Origin of the sequence: Streptomyces sp. NPDC093085 (genome assembly GCF_040683935.1) — a bacterium.
GTDB lineage: Bacteria > Actinomycetota > Actinomycetes > Streptomycetales > Streptomycetaceae > Streptomyces.
Genome location: NZ_JBFBFB010000020.1, coordinates 51,255 through 66,161 on the forward strand (window position 1 = coordinate 51,255; position 14,907 = coordinate 66,161).

14 protein-coding genes are annotated in these 14,907 nt (G+C 71.0%); 4 read left to right on the forward strand and 10 right to left on the reverse strand.

The window, feature by feature from the left end:
* Window positions 1–5 precede the first annotated feature (5 nt).
* Window positions 6–671 (reverse strand): M23 family metallopeptidase, encoded by a 666-nt coding sequence (locus AB0O07_RS34165; RefSeq protein ID WP_365640884.1) that lies wholly within the window; start codon window positions 669–671, stop codon window positions 6–8.
* Window positions 672–1,024: 353 nt separating this feature from the next.
* On the opposite strand from AB0O07_RS34165, the gene AB0O07_RS34170 reads away from it, so the two are divergent.
* Genes AB0O07_RS34170 through AB0O07_RS34180 form a run of 3 tightly spaced genes read left to right on the forward strand, consistent with a single transcriptional unit; the run spans window position 1,025 to window position 4,629 of the window.
* Window positions 1,025–1,408, forward strand: coding sequence for a trypco2 family protein (locus AB0O07_RS34170; protein WP_365640887.1), 384 nt, complete (start codon window positions 1,025–1,027; stop codon window positions 1,406–1,408).
* Entirely contained in the window at window positions 1,405–2,505 is a 1,101-nt protein-coding gene (locus AB0O07_RS34175; RefSeq protein WP_365640890.1) for a trypsin-like peptidase domain-containing protein, read from the forward strand. The genes AB0O07_RS34170 and AB0O07_RS34175 overlap by 4 nt, the downstream gene beginning before the upstream one ends.
* A gap of 12 nt (window positions 2,506–2,517) precedes the next feature.
* Complete coding sequence (locus AB0O07_RS34180; protein ID WP_365641033.1) at window positions 2,518–4,629, forward strand: NACHT domain-containing protein; 2,112 nt, start codon at window positions 2,518–2,520, stop codon at window positions 4,627–4,629.
* Window positions 4,630–4,765: 136 nt separating this feature from the next.
* Here AB0O07_RS34180 and AB0O07_RS34185 read toward each other — a convergent pair whose 3' ends face one another.
* Window positions 4,766–7,288 (reverse strand): ATP-dependent Clp protease ATP-binding subunit, encoded by a 2,523-nt coding sequence (locus tag AB0O07_RS34185; RefSeq protein WP_365640892.1) that lies wholly within the window; start codon window positions 7,286–7,288, stop codon window positions 4,766–4,768.
* Between the two features lie 433 nt (window positions 7,289–7,721).
* Between AB0O07_RS34185 and AB0O07_RS34190 the strand changes: the two genes are divergently transcribed.
* Entirely contained in the window at window positions 7,722–8,489 is a 768-nt protein-coding gene (locus tag AB0O07_RS34190) for an SCO3374 family protein (RefSeq protein ID WP_365640894.1), read from the forward strand.
* Here the strand turns inward: AB0O07_RS34190 and AB0O07_RS34195 are convergent.
* The 8 genes from AB0O07_RS34195 to AB0O07_RS34230 form a co-directional block, all read right to left on the reverse strand.
* Window positions 8,468–8,803: an Lsr2 family protein gene (locus AB0O07_RS34195; protein WP_365640897.1), complete on the reverse strand. Its 336-nt coding sequence runs from the start codon at window positions 8,801–8,803 to the stop codon at window positions 8,468–8,470. The genes AB0O07_RS34190 and AB0O07_RS34195 overlap by 22 nt on opposite strands.
* 143 nt (window positions 8,804–8,946) lie before the next feature.
* A complete protein-coding gene (locus tag AB0O07_RS34200; protein ID WP_365640899.1) occupies window positions 8,947–9,486 on the reverse strand; it encodes an amino-acid N-acetyltransferase in 540 nt (179 codons plus the stop codon).
* A 9-nt stretch (window positions 9,487–9,495) separates the two neighbouring features.
* Window positions 9,496–9,972: a BlaI/MecI/CopY family transcriptional regulator gene (locus tag AB0O07_RS34205; RefSeq protein ID WP_365640902.1), complete on the reverse strand. Its 477-nt coding sequence runs from the start codon at window positions 9,970–9,972 to the stop codon at window positions 9,496–9,498.
* 135 nt (window positions 9,973–10,107) lie between these two features.
* Window positions 10,108–10,293, reverse strand: a complete 186-nt coding sequence (locus AB0O07_RS34210) for a hypothetical protein (RefSeq protein WP_365640905.1) — start codon at window positions 10,291–10,293, stop codon at window positions 10,108–10,110.
* A 14-nt stretch (window positions 10,294–10,307) separates the two neighbouring features.
* Window positions 10,308–10,973 carry a hypothetical protein gene (locus AB0O07_RS34215; RefSeq protein WP_365641035.1) on the reverse strand — a complete coding sequence of 222 codons (666 nt, stop codon included), beginning with the start codon at window positions 10,971–10,973 and terminating at the stop codon, window positions 10,308–10,310.
* A gap of 174 nt (window positions 10,974–11,147) precedes the next feature.
* Complete coding sequence (locus AB0O07_RS34220) at window positions 11,148–11,945, reverse strand: type III pantothenate kinase (RefSeq protein WP_365640908.1); 798 nt, start codon at window positions 11,943–11,945, stop codon at window positions 11,148–11,150.
* Window positions 11,945–13,012, reverse strand: coding sequence for a carboxylating nicotinate-nucleotide diphosphorylase (gene nadC / locus AB0O07_RS34225; protein WP_365640911.1), 1,068 nt, complete (start codon window positions 13,010–13,012; stop codon window positions 11,945–11,947). The genes AB0O07_RS34220 and nadC overlap by 1 nt, the downstream gene beginning before the upstream one ends.
* Window positions 13,013–13,014: 2 nt before the next feature.
* Window positions 13,015–14,859, reverse strand: a complete 1,845-nt coding sequence (locus tag AB0O07_RS34230) for an L-aspartate oxidase (protein WP_365641037.1) — start codon at window positions 14,857–14,859, stop codon at window positions 13,015–13,017.
* Window positions 14,860–14,907 lie beyond the last annotated feature (48 nt).

Genomic DNA, 14,907 nt, shown 5'->3' on the forward strand with positions numbered 1-14,907 from the left:
GCCGGTCACACCCGGACGCCGACAGAGCGCAGGAAGTCGACCGGGTTGACGGCCGAACCGTAGTTGGGCGTCGTACGGATCTCGAAGTGCAGGTGCGGGCCGCTGGAGTTACCGGTGTTCCCGGACAGGGCGATCTTCTGCCCGGTCGTGACGGCCTGGCCGACGCGGACATCGATCCGCGACAGGTGCGCGTACTGCGAGTAGGTGCCGTTCTTGTGCTTGATGACTATCGCGTTGCCGTACGCGGGGCCGTCACCGGCGCCGTTCGGCCCGGCCTTGACGACGGTACCGGTGTGGGCGGCGCGGACGGTCGTACCGACCGGCACGGCGAAGTCCTGGCCGGAGTGCTTGTGCGACCACATCGAACCGCCACGGCCGAAGGTCGCGCTCAGCGTGTACTTCTTGACCGGGACGGACCAGGACGCGGCGAGCTTGGCGCGCGAGTCGGCGTCGCTCTTCAGCGAGACGGCCTGCTGGTGCACGGCGTCGGCCGAGGCCACGGCCGCCGAGACGGAGGGGCCGGCAGCCGGGGCGGCATGGTCACCACCGGTCGCGGCGAACGCGGCCCCGACCCCGAGCACCGACGACACTCCGAGACCGGCAGCCAGGACGCCGGCACGGGTACGAAGGGCGGAAGGGCGGGTCAGACGGGACAGGGTGCGCTGCGACATAACGGTGCGGAACCTCCGGGTACGAACGGACCCGGCACACGAGCGCCGGGCGGACCCCACTTTGGTAACCCGGACCCGCCCGCATCCCAAAACACCCCATCTACGACATCTCGTCGTAGCCGCGCACGGGACCGTCGCCCTCTTGACGCGAACCCGGTCCATGGCACCCCGGGGCCCGGGGTCCCAGCGGGGCGAGCACCCGGGTGCTATTCCGGTTAGTAGCGCCGAAAACGCCTGTGCGCCTTGTCACGGGGGCGGGGTCGCGAAGTGTCCGTTTCAGGACCAAAGCCCTGGCCTGCCGCCTAGGCTCTGGAGTTCCGCTATACGCCGTTTCACTCAGGGGGACACCGCACATGACCGACCACGCCGACCACGACTTCGACGGCATAGAACTGGCCGACGCGATCCAGTCCGTACGCGACCAGCTCCTGGAGGCCGCGACCCGCGCCACGGACACCGAGGTGGCCTTCGAGGTCGGCGACATCCAGATGGAGTTCACGCTGGAGCTGCGCAAGGAGCTGAAGGGCGGCGCGAAGGTGAAGGCGTGGGTGGTGGAGGCAGGTACGGACGCCGCCGTCACCTCCGGCCGTACGCACAAGGTCGCCTTCACCCTGAAGCCCCAGAACGCCCGCACCGGGGCACCCTGGAAGGTCGGCAACGAGAACCACGGCTCCACGGCGGGCTTCGGCGGGACGACGGGCTTCGGCGGCGCTGCGGGCTCCGGCGGGGAGCGGTGAGCGCCACCCGCGTCGTCGCGGTCTTCGGTACGCAGCAGGGGTCGGGCGTCCTGCTCGCCCCGCGCATGGTGTTGACCTGCGCGCATGTGATCGGAGACATGGAAGCCCCGGCAGTCGCGCATCCCGGCAGGGCGGGGACCGTAACGGCCGAACTCAAGTGGCAGGACCACACCCTGGACGCTGCGCTCCTCGTCACGGACCAGGACCTCATTCCCCCAGACGTGGCCACCCCACTGGGCCGCATCCGCATCGGCTTTGCGGACAGGGATGTCCCCCTGTCGCACTGCGAGATCATCGGCTTCCCCGACATCCAGCGGTACGGGCCCGATGGCGCCCTGGAGCTGGACCAGTACCGCGCGACGGTCCTCCCCGTGGCGGGACGGCTGCGTACCGCCCTGGTCTGCGAACTGGACCACCCTGCGGCAACCGACCGCGCCGACGGATCCACCCCCCTCCAGGGCCTCTCCGGCGCCCCGGTCTTCGCGGGCCCGGTCCTGCTGGGCATCGCCGCCCAGGTCCCCCAGGGCCGGGGCCACCTCAGGGTGGAGGGCGTGCCGATGACCCTGATCATGAAGGCGGGCATGCCGCTCCAGATAGCGTCCAAGGCGGAGTTGGTGACGGAGGTCCACCCCCAGGACGAGCGCTTCCGCCAGGAGTACGCGAGAGCCGTCAAGGCCCGGTATCGCAAGACCCGGATCTTCGGCATCGACGAACTGGGCACGAACGAGGCGACCTGGGACCTGGACACGGCGTACCTGAGCCTGGAGGCGGGCCGGCCGGAACGATCGCCGGACGTGGCAGGGTCCGGGCCGTACCGTCACGTGCAGGTCCAGCCGAGCCGAATCGACACTCTGCTCACGGGCCGCCGCCGCACCCTCCTGCGCGGAGAAGCGGGGGCAGGCAAGACCACCCTGGTCTGGTGGCTCGCCGCCCACGCGGCCTGCGGCACCCTCGGCCCCGAACTGGCCGACCTGAACGGCCTGGTGCCCTTCGTCGTCCCGCTGCGTACGGTGCACTCCCGGGGCACGGGGCTGCCAGGTCCGGCCCAACTGCCCGTCATGGCACAGGTCCTGATCGACGACCCGCCACCGGGCTGAGCCCGCCGGGTTCTGGAGTCCGGCCGGGGCTTCCTCCTGGTCGACGGGGTGGACGAGGTGCCCTCCGAGGAGCGCGAGAACACTCAGGTCTGGCTGAACGAACTGCTGGCCCACTACCCTGCTACCCGCTGCCTGGTCACCGTGCGCCCGCTCGCCGTCGAGGAGGAGTGGCTGCGCTCGGAGGACTTCCATGAGCTGCGCCTCCTTCCGATGCGCAACAAGGACATCCAGGAGTTCGTCAGGGCCTGGCACCGGGCCGCCCGCCTCGAATGCGACACGTACGGGGACAAGGCGCGCGCCGAGTCGGAGCGCGCCGAACTCACCACGCTGGAGGCCGAACTACAGGAGCAGTTCAGCCGGAACCGCGCTCTGCGCACGCTCGCCCGGACCCCGCTGCTCTGTGCCGTGATCTGCGCCCTGCACCGCCGCCGGGGCGGCCTCCTCCCCGACACCCGCTGGGAGCTGTACCGCGCCACGCTCGCGATGCTGCTCGGCGGCCGGGACGCCCGGCGCGGAATCGCCAACCCGGACGGCATCACGATGGGCTTCGAGGAACACCAGGAGCTGTTGCAGTCCCTCGCGGTCTGGCTGGTACGGGGCGGACAGGCCCAGCTTTCCCGCGCGGAGGCGGAGCAGCAGATCGAGGTGGCCATGCGCCGCCTGCCCCAGGTACGGGCACAAGGGTCGCCGGCATCGGTACTCACCCATCTGCTCAACCGCAGCGGCCTCCTCCAGGAACGGGCCGACGACGAGATCCAGTTCATCCACCGCACCTTCCAGGACTACCTGGCGGCCCGCGCCCTCGTGGAGGACGGCTCACTCAAGGAGTTGCTCGGCAACGCCCATAAGGAACAGTGGCAGGACACCGTCCTTCTCGCCGTGGGCCACTGCCGTCCCCGCGAAGTCCACTGGCTGATCGAGGGGTTGCTGACGAACGGGGAAAACACCTCGGACGAGGAGCGACAGGCGATCTTGTACGCCCTCGCGGCGCGGTGTCTCCTCAATACCGTGGTGGTCGACGAGACCGTGAGCGACCGGGTGGCGTCCAGGATCCGCACCCTGCTGCCGCCGCACCGCATGGCAGACCAGGCAGTGCTGGCACCGCTGGCCGACTACTTGCTGGACCTCCTTCCCGAGCCCTCCGCGCTTGGAGCCAGGGAAGTCAGGTACGTCGCCGAGATCATCTGCCGGATCGGCGGCCGCGAGGGCGTCCGCCAGGCGAAACGGTACGCACAGCACGGAGGCACCACGGCCCAGAACGTGTTCGCCTTCAAGTGGTCACGCTTCCCTACGGAGGAGTTCGCCCGTGACGTACTCACCGAGATACCGCTCACGGAGGCCGAAGTCAGGGTGGCCGACATCGGCCAACTGCATCTGCTCAGACAGCTCGCTCCTTTTGGTGGCCTCACAATCCAAGGCGACTTCTCTGGTGCCCAGTTGGAACGCAATCTGGCCGACGTACACGTCAGCGGCCTGTCCCTCTGGGGGAATTCGGCGCTGGAGGATCTGGCCTTCGTCCAGCTGCTGCCGCACCTGGCAGAGTTTTCCGCTCTCGACTGCCCGGGGATCACCAGCCTGTCCCCTCTCGAAAAGACAGACATCCAACTGCTCGACCTGCACCTGGGCGGCCTCACCCAGGCGCACCTCAGGACGATCGCACACATTCCGAAGCTCACCATGCTGAGCCTGCAAGCCTGGGGCACGCCACCCGTGCCCGAGCTGCCCCCCGCACATCCCGGAGTGCTCTTCCTTGCCCTGGAATGTCAGGAGCAGGGCGATCTCTCCACTCTCCATGAGTGGTCAGCGCTCCGCGCCCTCAGCCTAGGTATCGACTCGTGCACCTGGCTGGTCCACGGTCAGCGCACCATCACCCCCGCGCCCCAGATCAGAAAACTAGATGTGTCCGTCCGCTCGGACTACGCCGGGTTGGAACATATCGCCACAGCCTTCCCCGCCCTCACGGAGCTGGACCTCTCCACCCGCGTACCAAGGTCCCAGCAACTGGACCTCACGCCCCTGCACGCACTCCCCGACCTCCAGGTCACCGTCTCCGTCGGTCGGACCGGTCGGCTCGTCCTGCACGGCACCGAGCCCTTCGGCGACCGCCTCACCGTAAACCAGTAGGCCACGCCCCCACCCCCACCAAAAGGGGCTGCCCCGGAACCGTAAACCGGTCCGGGGCAGCCCCTTCAAACGCTCAGCTTCAAGCGCTCAGCAACTCAGCCGACTCAACTGCTCAGACAGCCGCGCAGCCTCACCCTCACGCTTCCTTCCGCAGGTTGGGCCCGCCGCCCGCGGCCTGCTCGATCGGCGGGACGTCCGGCAGCGGGGACTTCTCCTCGCCTCGGAAGGTGAACGCCTTCGCGTCGCCCTCGCCCTCCGTGTCCACGACCACGATGTGGCCGGGGCGCAGCTCGCCGAAGAGGATCTTCTCGGAGAGGACGTCCTCGATCTCGCGCTGGATCGTCCGGCGCAGCGGCCGGGCGCCCAGGACCGGGTCGTAGCCCTTCTTCGCCAGGAGCGACTTGGCGCTGGGGCTCAGCTCCAGGCCCATGTCGCGGTCCTTCAGGCGCTCGTCCACCTTGGCGACCATCAGATCCACGATCTGGATGATGTCTTCCTCGGTGAGCTGGTGGAAGACGACCGTGTCGTCGACGCGGTTGAGGAACTCGGGGCGGAAGTGCTGCTTCAGCTCTTCGTTGACCTTGTTCTTCATCCGGTCGTAGTTCGTCTTCGTGTCTCCCTGCGCCGCGAAGCCCAGGTTGAAGCCCTTCGAGATGTCCCGGGTCCCGAGGTTGGTCGTCATGATGATGACCGTGTTCTTGAAGTCCACGACCCGGCCCTGGGAGTCGGTCAGGCGACCGTCCTCCAGGATCTGGAGAAGGGAATTGAAGATATCGGGGTGGGCCTTCTCGACCTCGTCGAAGAGAACGACGGAGAACGGCTTCCTGCGGACCTTCTCGGTGAGCTGGCCGCCCTCTTCGTACCCGACGTATCCGGGGGGAGAACCGAAGAGGCGGGAAACCGTGTGCTTCTCGCTGAACTCCGACATGTCGAGGGCGATCAGCGCGTCCTCGTCGCCGAAGAGGAATTCGGCGAGCGTCTTGGACAGCTCGGTCTTACCGACACCGGACGGTCCTGCGAAGATGAACGAACCGCCGGGGCGCTTCGGGTCCTTCAGGCCGGCCCGCGTACGGCGGATCGCCTGCGAGAGGGCCTTGATGGCGTCCTTCTGGCCGATGACGCGCTTGTGCAGCTCGTCCTCCATGCGGAGCAGCCGGGAGGACTCCTCTTCCGTGAGCTTGAAGACCGGGATGCCCGTGGCGGTCGCCAGGACCTCGGCGATCAGCTCCTCGTCCACCTCGGCGACGACGTCCATGTCGCCGGCCTTCCACTCCTTCTCCCGCTTGGTCTTCGCGGCGAGGAGCTGCTTCTCCTTGTCGCGGAGAGAGGCGGCCTTCTCGAAGTCCTGGGAGTCGATGGCCGACTCCTTGTCGCGGCGGACTCCGGCGATCTTCTCGTCGAACTCGCGGAGGTCCGGCGGCGCGGTCATCCGGCGGATGCGCATCCGCGAACCGGCCTCGTCGATCAGGTCGATCGCCTTGTCCGGCAGGAAGCGGTCCGAGATGTAGCGGTCGGCGAGCGTCGCGGCGGCGACCAGCGCGGAGTCCGTGATGGAGACGCGGTGGTGGGCCTCGTAACGGTCGCGCAGACCCTTCAGGATCTCGATGGTGTGCGGCAGCGACGGCTCCGCGACCTGGATGGGCTGGAAGCGGCGTTCCAGGGCCGCGTCCTTCTCCAGGTGCTTGCGGTACTCGTCCAGCGTCGTGGCACCGATGGTCTGGAGTTCGCCACGGGCCAGCATCGGCTTGAGGATGCTCGCCGCGTCGATGGCGCCTTCGGCGGCGCCCGCGCCGACCAGCGTGTGCAGCTCGTCGATGAACAGGATGATGTCGCCGCGGGTGCGGATCTCCTTGAGGACCTTCTTCAGGCGCTCCTCGAAGTCACCGCGGTAGCGGGAGCCGGCGACCAGCGCGCCGAGGTCGAGGGTGTAGAGGTGCTTGTCCTTGAGGGTCTCGGGCACCTCGCCCTTGACGATGGCCTGCGCCAGGCCCTCGACGACCGCCGTCTTGCCGACGCCGGGCTCGCCGATGAGGACCGGGTTGTTCTTGGTGCGGCGGGACAGCACCTGCATGACCCGCTCGATCTCCTTCTCGCGCCCGATGACCGGGTCGAGCTTGGATTCGCGGGCCGCCTGGGTGAGGTTCCGGCCGAACTGGTCGAGGACCAGGGACGTGGAGGGCGTGCCCTCGGCAGGACCGCCCGCGGTGGCGGCCTCCTTGCCCTGGTAGCCGGAGAGCAGCTGGATGACCTGCTGCCGCACCCGGTTGAGATCGGCGCCCAGCTTCACGAGGACCTGGGCGGCGACGCCCTCGCCCTCGCGGATCAGGCCGAGCAGGATGTGCTCGGTGCCGATGTAGTTGTGGCCGAGCTGGAGGGCCTCCCGGAGCGACAGCTCCAGGACCTTCTTGGCACGGGGAGTGAAGGGGATGTGCCCGGACGGGGCCTGCTGGCCCTGGCCGATGATCTCCTCCACCTGCTGGCGGACCGCCTCAAGCGAAATGCCGAGGCTCTCCAGGGCCTTTGCGGCGACACCCTCACCCTCGTGGATCAGGCCCAGGAGGATGTGCTCGGTGCCGATGTAGTTGTGGTTGAGCATCCGGGCTTCTTCCTGAGCCAGGACGACAACCCGCCGCGCGCGGTCGGTGAACCTCTCGAACATCGTTAATCGCTCCTCAGAGCGGTCAGGCAGTAAAGGGGTCGGTCCCCTCCCTGTCCTTCCGCAGCTTAGTCCCGCAAGCGGGGACCGCTCATTCCAACTGCCGACTACCTGTCCCAGGCTCCCAGCCCCGAACGCCGGACAACACCTTCAACCTGATGGTGCGAGACGATGTTCCCGCAGGCCAAGCGGATACCCCTCGCATCACTACGCCGATGGCGAACGTGGGGCGTCCTGAACCGCGTGTCGCCCCTTCCCACTAGGAATGTCTTACCCGCAAGCACGGACACTCCATGCGGCGCGCCCCGGTTGACTCCGCTACGGGCGAACACCCTTGCGCTCCCGAAAGCTCCCGCACGCCCCCTTATCGGATACCGAGAGCAGGGAAGTATCCACACAGCGTAACTCCGGGCGGGGGTCGGGAGTTGCTCGGGGTATGGCTCCGCCCGTGCCGCCGCCCCGCGCGCCGCTCCCCCGCGCGCCGTTCCCCCACGTCCCGTCACCGGTCTCGTACGGGGCGTGGTGCCGTCGGTGGTACGAGGACGGGCTCGGCTGGCCGACCGCCGCCGGGCCGGGGCCCGGGGCGGATGCCGGGCCGGACGCCGCCCCGGATGCCGGGCCGGCCTCCGGGGCGCCGGTCTGGCTGCTCACCGGGGTCCGGTTCGACGTGCTGGAGGTGCCGTACGACGCCGGTACGGCGCTGCTGCGGCGGCTCGGCCCGCCGGCCTGCCCCGTGGTGGCCCTGAGCGGCTGCGGGAGCCTGCTGCGGCTGCTGGTGGCCGCCGGGAGCGCGGAGGAGCTGCCGGGGCTGCTGGAGTGGCTGGAGTGGGGCGGGATCGGCCTGGGGCTGCGGGCGCTCGGGGCGGGCGGGCGGATGGCCGCCCCCGTACCGGCTGTCACGCCGGCGGCCGTAACCGTGCCCGTACCTGCCTCCGTATCCGTGCCCGAATCCACCCGTCAGGCTGCCCCTGTGGTCACGCAGGGGACCGCCGTGTGGCTGCGGCCCCCCGAAGCGGGACGCGAGGTGGAACGGAGTCTGCCGGCGCTCACCCTGGACGGGCGGGGCGACGGCAGCGGGGGCAGTGGTGGGGGTGCCCCCGGTCTCGTACGGCTCGTGGCCGCGGCGGCGACGGAGTGCCACCGGGCCCGGTTGCTGCGCGGAAATATGTTCCGACCGAATACTCAGCCGTTGGCCTTCTCGTAAGCCTCACGGATCTCGGCGGGAACGCGGCCACGGTCGTTGACGCTGTAGCCGTTCTCCTTGGCCCACTTGCGGACTTCGGCGGTGTCCTTGTTGCCGCCGGTCGCCGGGCGCCCCTTGCCGCGGCTGCCCGCTCCACGGCCACCGGTGCGCCGGCCGCCCTTGGTGTACGGGTCCAGCAGCCCTCGCAGCTTGTCCGCATTGGCCGTGGTGAGGTCGATCTCGTAGGTCTTGCCATCCAGCGCGAACGTCACCGTCTCGTCCGCCTCGCCGCCGTCGAGGTCATCGACAAGAAGGACCTGAACCTTCTGTGCCACCGGATTTCCTTTCATCGAAAATGCAGTACGCGGAAAGGAAACCGCTTTTCCCGGGAAAACACAAACCCCCGGGAGAGGTTCACAGACGCAACAGGACGGGAAACGTACGCGATTCGGACATGGAGCGCTGCGGAGTCGGACGATCACAGATGCAGAAGCATCCGGCTGTTGCCCAAGGTGTTCGGCTTCACCCGTTCGAGACCGAGGAACTCGGCAACACCCTCGTCATAGGAACGCAGGAGCTCTCGGTAGACATCTCGGCCGACCGGCGTCTCACCGATCTCCACGAAGCCGCGCTTCGCGAAGAACTCCACTTCGAAGGTGAGGCAGAATACCCGGCGCACTCCCAGCCAGCGGGCGGTCTCCAGCAACTTGTCCAGCAGGAGATGTCCCGCCCCGAGCCCCTTGACCGCAGGATCAACGGCGAGTGTGCGCACTTCCGCGAGGTCTTCCCACATCACGTGCAAGGCGCCGCAGCCGATGACGGCGGCGTCCGCGTCGCGTTCCGCGACCCAGAACTCCTGGATGTCCTCGTAAAGCGTCACGGGTGCTTTGTCGAGCAGGATGCCTTCGCTCACGTAAGGGTCGACGAGGCGGCGTACGGCCGGCACATCCCTGGTCCTGGCCCGCCGGACGGTGAGGGCATTTGCTTCGGCATTGGTAACGGGTGGCACTGAGCGCATGACCGGACGCTATCGCCCCGGGCCGCCGCCCCGGTCGGCACCCTCCGGCGCCGGCCCTTCCGGGGTTACGGCCGCCCCGGGGGTTTCGGCGGCTTCCGGGATGTCCTCCCGGGCCCCTTCCGGGTTGTCCCCCCGGACCATACGGACGGCGTCCTCAAGGGACTGCCGCTGCTCCGCCGACATCATGCCGAAGAAGGCGACCAGCGCGGCGGCCGGGTGGTCGCTCTGCGACCAGGCTTCGTTCATCAGCGCTGCGGCGTAGGCGGCGCGGGTGGAGACCGCCGTATATCGATAGGCGCGGCCGTCCACTTCCCGGCGCACCCAGCCCTTCTGATGGAGATTGTCCATTACCGTCATGACGGTGGTGTAGGCGATGGACCGTTCCCGCTGAAGGTCTTCCAGGACTTCCCGGACGGTGACCGGGCGGTTCCATTGCCAGACGCGGGTCATGACGGCGTCTTCCAGCTCTCCCAATTGACGGGGCACCCCGCCACCATAGTGCGAGATGCCCGAATGGCCGGTTATTGACGTAACAAAAAGGACGTACGACTGGATTCCAGTCGTACGTCCTGGCGCCTGCCCTCTCGCACGCCCGGTCGGCCGGTCACTCCACCGTGGGGCTCAGGCGCCGCGCGCCTCGGGCGCGGCGCCCTGGCGGGCGGTCTCCGCCTGGGCCAGGGCCGCGTCGACCGCCGCGTCCTCCTTGGCCTTGTTGGGCCCGCCCTGGCTCTTGACGATCGTCCTGACCAGGAGGGTGAAGAACGTGGCCATGACCACGGGGGGCAGCAGCGCCGAGAAGTAGTCCATACCGCCCAGCGTAGCTATCCGACGGCGAGCCGTTCCGGCGGGGGCGCGGGCTTGCGGCGCGGCGGAAAGACCTCGGAGGGTTTGGGCGCGGGCCTGGGGGCCGGCTTGGGCGCGGGCTTGCCCGGTTCCGCGGGCTTACGGGGCTCACGGGGCCGGGCGGGCTCGGCGGGCCGGGCCGGCTTGCGCGGCTCGTCGGCCGCGCGCCCGCCCGGCAGCGCGAGGAGCCGGACCCGGGGCGGGGGCGGCACCTGGGGCGCGGGGACGGCCCGGGACACCCCGGGCCGCGTGTCCGTACGGTGCTCGGCGCGCGGGGCCGCGAGGCGTTCCCGTACGGCCTCCTCCGCGAGCCGCCCGCAGTGGCCGAGCAGCGCCGCCGCCGCGGGGTTGCCGCGCAGGGCGCGGAGCGCGGCGAGATCGTCGGCCCCGGGCAGGTGACCGGCGGCGAGGGCGTCCCGCAGCACATCGAGATAGCCGGCGACGGAGCCGGGCAGCGCCGCCCGGTACCGCGCCAGATCGGCGACGAGGAACGCGCGCATCCGCCCCGCCTCGCGCATCGCCTCGTCCACGGACTCGGCGAGCCGCAGACAGTCCTGGACATCGTCGCGCGGGAGCGGGGCGGGGTGCAGGGCGGCGGCGAGGGCGCGCCGGAGCAGGGAGAGCTCGTCGGCGCCGAAGGCCATGCCGCCGCGGGATCCGTAGGGCGTGGGCATGGGGCGACAGTACGCCCAAAAGGGACAAAATCCTCTTAATGCGATACTCCGGGCGTGCCCGGCCGGGGCCGGGCCCCGGGGTTCGCGGACCCCGGGACCCCGCCGGCCGCCGGGCTCACCGGCCCCGGGACGGCCCCGGGCGGGCTACATGCGGGCGACGTTCCGTTCGTAGACGAGGCGGAGGCCGATCAGGGTCAGCCAGGGTTCGTGCTCGTCGATGACGGCGGCCTCGCCCAGGACCATCGGGGCCAGGCCGCCGGTGGCGATGACGGTGACGTCCTCCGGGTCCTCGGCCAGCTCGCGGGCCATCCGGGTGACCACGCCGTCGACCTGGCCCGCGAAGCCGTACAGGATGCCCGCCTGCATCGCCTCGACCGTGTTCTTGCCGATGACGCTCCGTGGCCGGGCCAGTTCGATCTTGCGGAGCTGCGCGCCCTTGACGCCCAGCGCCTCCACGGAGATCTCGATACCGGGGGCGATGACCCCGCCCGCGTACTCGCCGCGCGCGCTCACCGCGTCGAACGTCGTCGCCGTACCGAAGTCGACGACGATCGCCGGGCCCCCGTAGAGCTCGACCGCGGCGACCGCGTTGATGATGCGGTCCGCGCCGACCTCCTTCGGGTTGTCCATGAGGATCGGCACCCCGGTCTTGATGCCCGGCTCCACCAGGACGGCGGGGACGTCGCCGTAGTAGCGGCGGGTCACCTCGCGCAGCTCGTGGAGGACGGAGGGGACCGTCGAGCAGATCGCGATGCCCTCGATCCCGTCGCCCAGCTCGTCGCCGAGCAGCGGGTGCATCCCCATCAGGCCCTGGAGGAGGACGGCGAGCTCGTCGGCGGTGCGGCGCGCGTCCGTGGAGACGCGCCAGTGCTCGACGATCTCCTCGCCGTCGAAGAGGCCGAGCACGGTGTGGGTGTTGCCCACGTCGATGGTGAGCAGCATCAGGCGCCGACCTCGCGCCGCTCGGCCTCGCGCAGGTCCAGGCCGATGTCGAGGACCGGGGAGGAGTGCGTCAGCGCGCCCACCGCGAGGTAGTCGACGCCGGTCTCCGCGTAGGCGCGGGCGTCGGCGAGCGTGAGCCGGCCGGAGGACTCCAGCACGGCGCGGCCCGCGACGAGCGCGACGGCCTCGGCGGTCTCCTCCGGGGTGAAGTTGTCGAGCAGGATCAGGTCGGCGCCCGCGTCCAGGACCTCGCGCACCTGGTGCACCGTGTCCACCTCCACCTCGACCGGCAGGTCGGGCGTGCCCAGCTCCTCCAGCGTGGCCCGTACGGCCTTGAACGCCTCCGCCACGCCCCCGGCGGCGACGACGTGGTTGTCCTTCACCAGCGCGGCGTCGGAGAGGGACATCCGGTGGTTGACGCCGCCGCCGCACCGTACGGCGTACTTCTCCAGGGCGCGCAGCCCCGGGGTCGTCTTGCGGGTGTCGCGGACCTTCGCCCCGGTGCCTTCGAGGGCGTCCGCCCAGGCGCGGGTCGCGGTCGCGATGCCGGAGAGCCGGCCGAGCAGGTTGAGCGCGCCGCGCTCGGCGGTGAGCAGGTCGCGGGTGCGGGTGGTGACGCTGAGCAGCCGCTGCCCGGCCTCGACCCGCTCGCCGTCCAGGACATGCCGCTCGACCTCGAACTCCTCCGTGCAGACGAGCGAGAGCACCGCCTCGGCGACCTGGAGCCCGGCGACGGTGCCGCTCTCGCGCGCGGTGAAGTCGGCGGTGGCCACGGCGTCTTCGGGGACGGTCGCGAGGGTCGTCACGTCCACGCCGCCGTCGAGGTCCTCCTCGATCGCGACATGGGCGATGTCCTCGACCAGGACGGGGTCGAGCCCGGCGGCGGCGAGGATCTCGGCGAGGGCGGGGTCGAGTCCGCACTCCAGCGCCTCGGGATCGTAGCCGTCCTCGTCGGCGCAGCCGCAGTGGTCGCCGCAGCCGCCCGCGGCGGCCTCGGCGGGGGCGCCGATGCGGACGAGCGGAACGTCCACGGGCTCGGGGCGCGGGGTCTCTTCGGGCGTGCTCACGGTTACGGCTCCCTGGGGGCGTCGGCGGGGTGGGGGGACGGGGGCGGGGACAGGGGTACGGGGACGAACGGGCGGTCCACGGGCGGGAACGCGGGGGTCTCCGTACGGCGCGACAGCACCGTACGGCCGGGGCCGAGGCGGACGACCAGGTGGGCGCGGAACGCGGCGTCGTCGCGCTCGGGGTGGTCCTCGCGCCAGTGCGACCCCCGGGTCTCCGCGCGGGCCAGCGCGGTGGCGACCAGGACGCGCGCGACGCAGAGGAGGTTGGTGGTCTCCCAGGCGTCGACCCCGGGGACGGCGGGCTTGGTCCCGGGGTCCTGGGCCTCCTCGCGTACGGCCTCCAGGGCCGTGGCGGCGGCTTCCAGGCTCGCCGCGGAACGGAGCACTCCGGCGCCCTCGGACATGACCCGCTGGATGGTGCCCCGCGCCTCCGGGGCGATCAGGGGGAGCGGGGGGAGCTGGGGCGGGAGCGGCCCCGCGCTCCCCCGGGCGTCCGGGCCGCCCTGTGCGCGGCCGTACGGGGCCGGGCCGCCCTGCGCGCTGTCGTACGGGGCCGGGGCGCCCTGTGCCGCCGTACCGTACGAGCCCGCCTCGCCGCCGGCTCCGCCCCGCAGGGTCTCCGTGATGTCCGCGGCGATGCGCTCCGCGAAGACCAGGCCCTCCAGGAGGGAGTTGGAGGCCAGCCGGTTGGCGCCGTGGACGCCCGTGCAGGCCGCCTCGCCGCTCGCGTAGAGGCCCGGGACCGTCGTACGGCCGCGCAGGTCCGTGCGGATGCCCCCGGAGGCGTAGTGGGCGGCGGGGGCGACCGGGATCGGCTCGGTCAGCGGGTCGATGCCGTGGGCGCGGCAGGCGGCGAGGATGGTCGGGAAGCGGGTCTCCCACATCTCGGTGCCGAAGTGGCGCGCGTCGAGGTACATGTGCTCGGCGCCCTGCTCCAGCATCCGGCGCGTGATCGCCTTGGCGACGATGTCGCGCGGGGCGAGCTCGGCCAGTTCGTGCTGGTCGAGCATGAAGCGGACGCCGTCCGCGTCGACCAGGTGGGCGCCCTCGCCCCGTACCGCCTCCGAGACCAGCGGCTGCTGGCCCTCCGCGCCGGCGCCGAGGAAGAGCACCGTCGGGTGGAACTGCACGAACTCCAGGTCGGAGACCTCCGCCCCGGCGCGGAGCGCGAGCGCCACGCCGTCGCCGGTGGAGACCGGGGGGTTGGTCGTCGCGGAGAAGACCTGGCCCATGCCGCCGGTGGCGAGGACGACGGCGGGGGCGTGGACGGCGCCGACGCCGTCGTGCTGCCCCTCGCCCATGACATGGAGGGTGACGCCCGCCGTACGGCCCTCGGCGTCCGTCAGGAGGTCCAGGACGAGGGCGTTCTCGACGGTGCGGAGCGCGGCCTCGCGGACCGCCTCGACCAGGGCCCGGGAGACCTCGGCGCCGGTCGCGTCGCCGCCCGCGTGAACGATACGGCGGCGGTGGTGGCCGCCCTCGCGGGTGAGGTGGAGCGCGCCCCCGGCGGCGGCGTCGAACCGGGCGCCGGTGTCGATGAGGCGGTGCACGGCGGCCGGGCCGTCGGTGACCAGGGCGCGTACGGCCGCCTCGTCGCAGAGCCCGGCGCCCGCCACGAGGGTGTCGTCCAGATGCTGCTCGGGGGTGTCGCCCTCGCCGAGGGCGGCGGCTATCCCGCCCTGGGCCCAGCGGGTCGAGCCGTCGTCGAGGCGGGCCTTGGTGACGACGACGGTACGGAGCCCGGCGGCGGTGCACCGCAGGGCGGTGGTGAGCCCGGCGACGCCGGAGCCGACCACGACGACATCGGCCTCGACGGCCCAGCCGGGGGCGGGGGCGGTCAGCCGTATGCCACCGGCGGCACCGGTTCCGCCGCTGCTGTCATCTGCTGCTCCGGG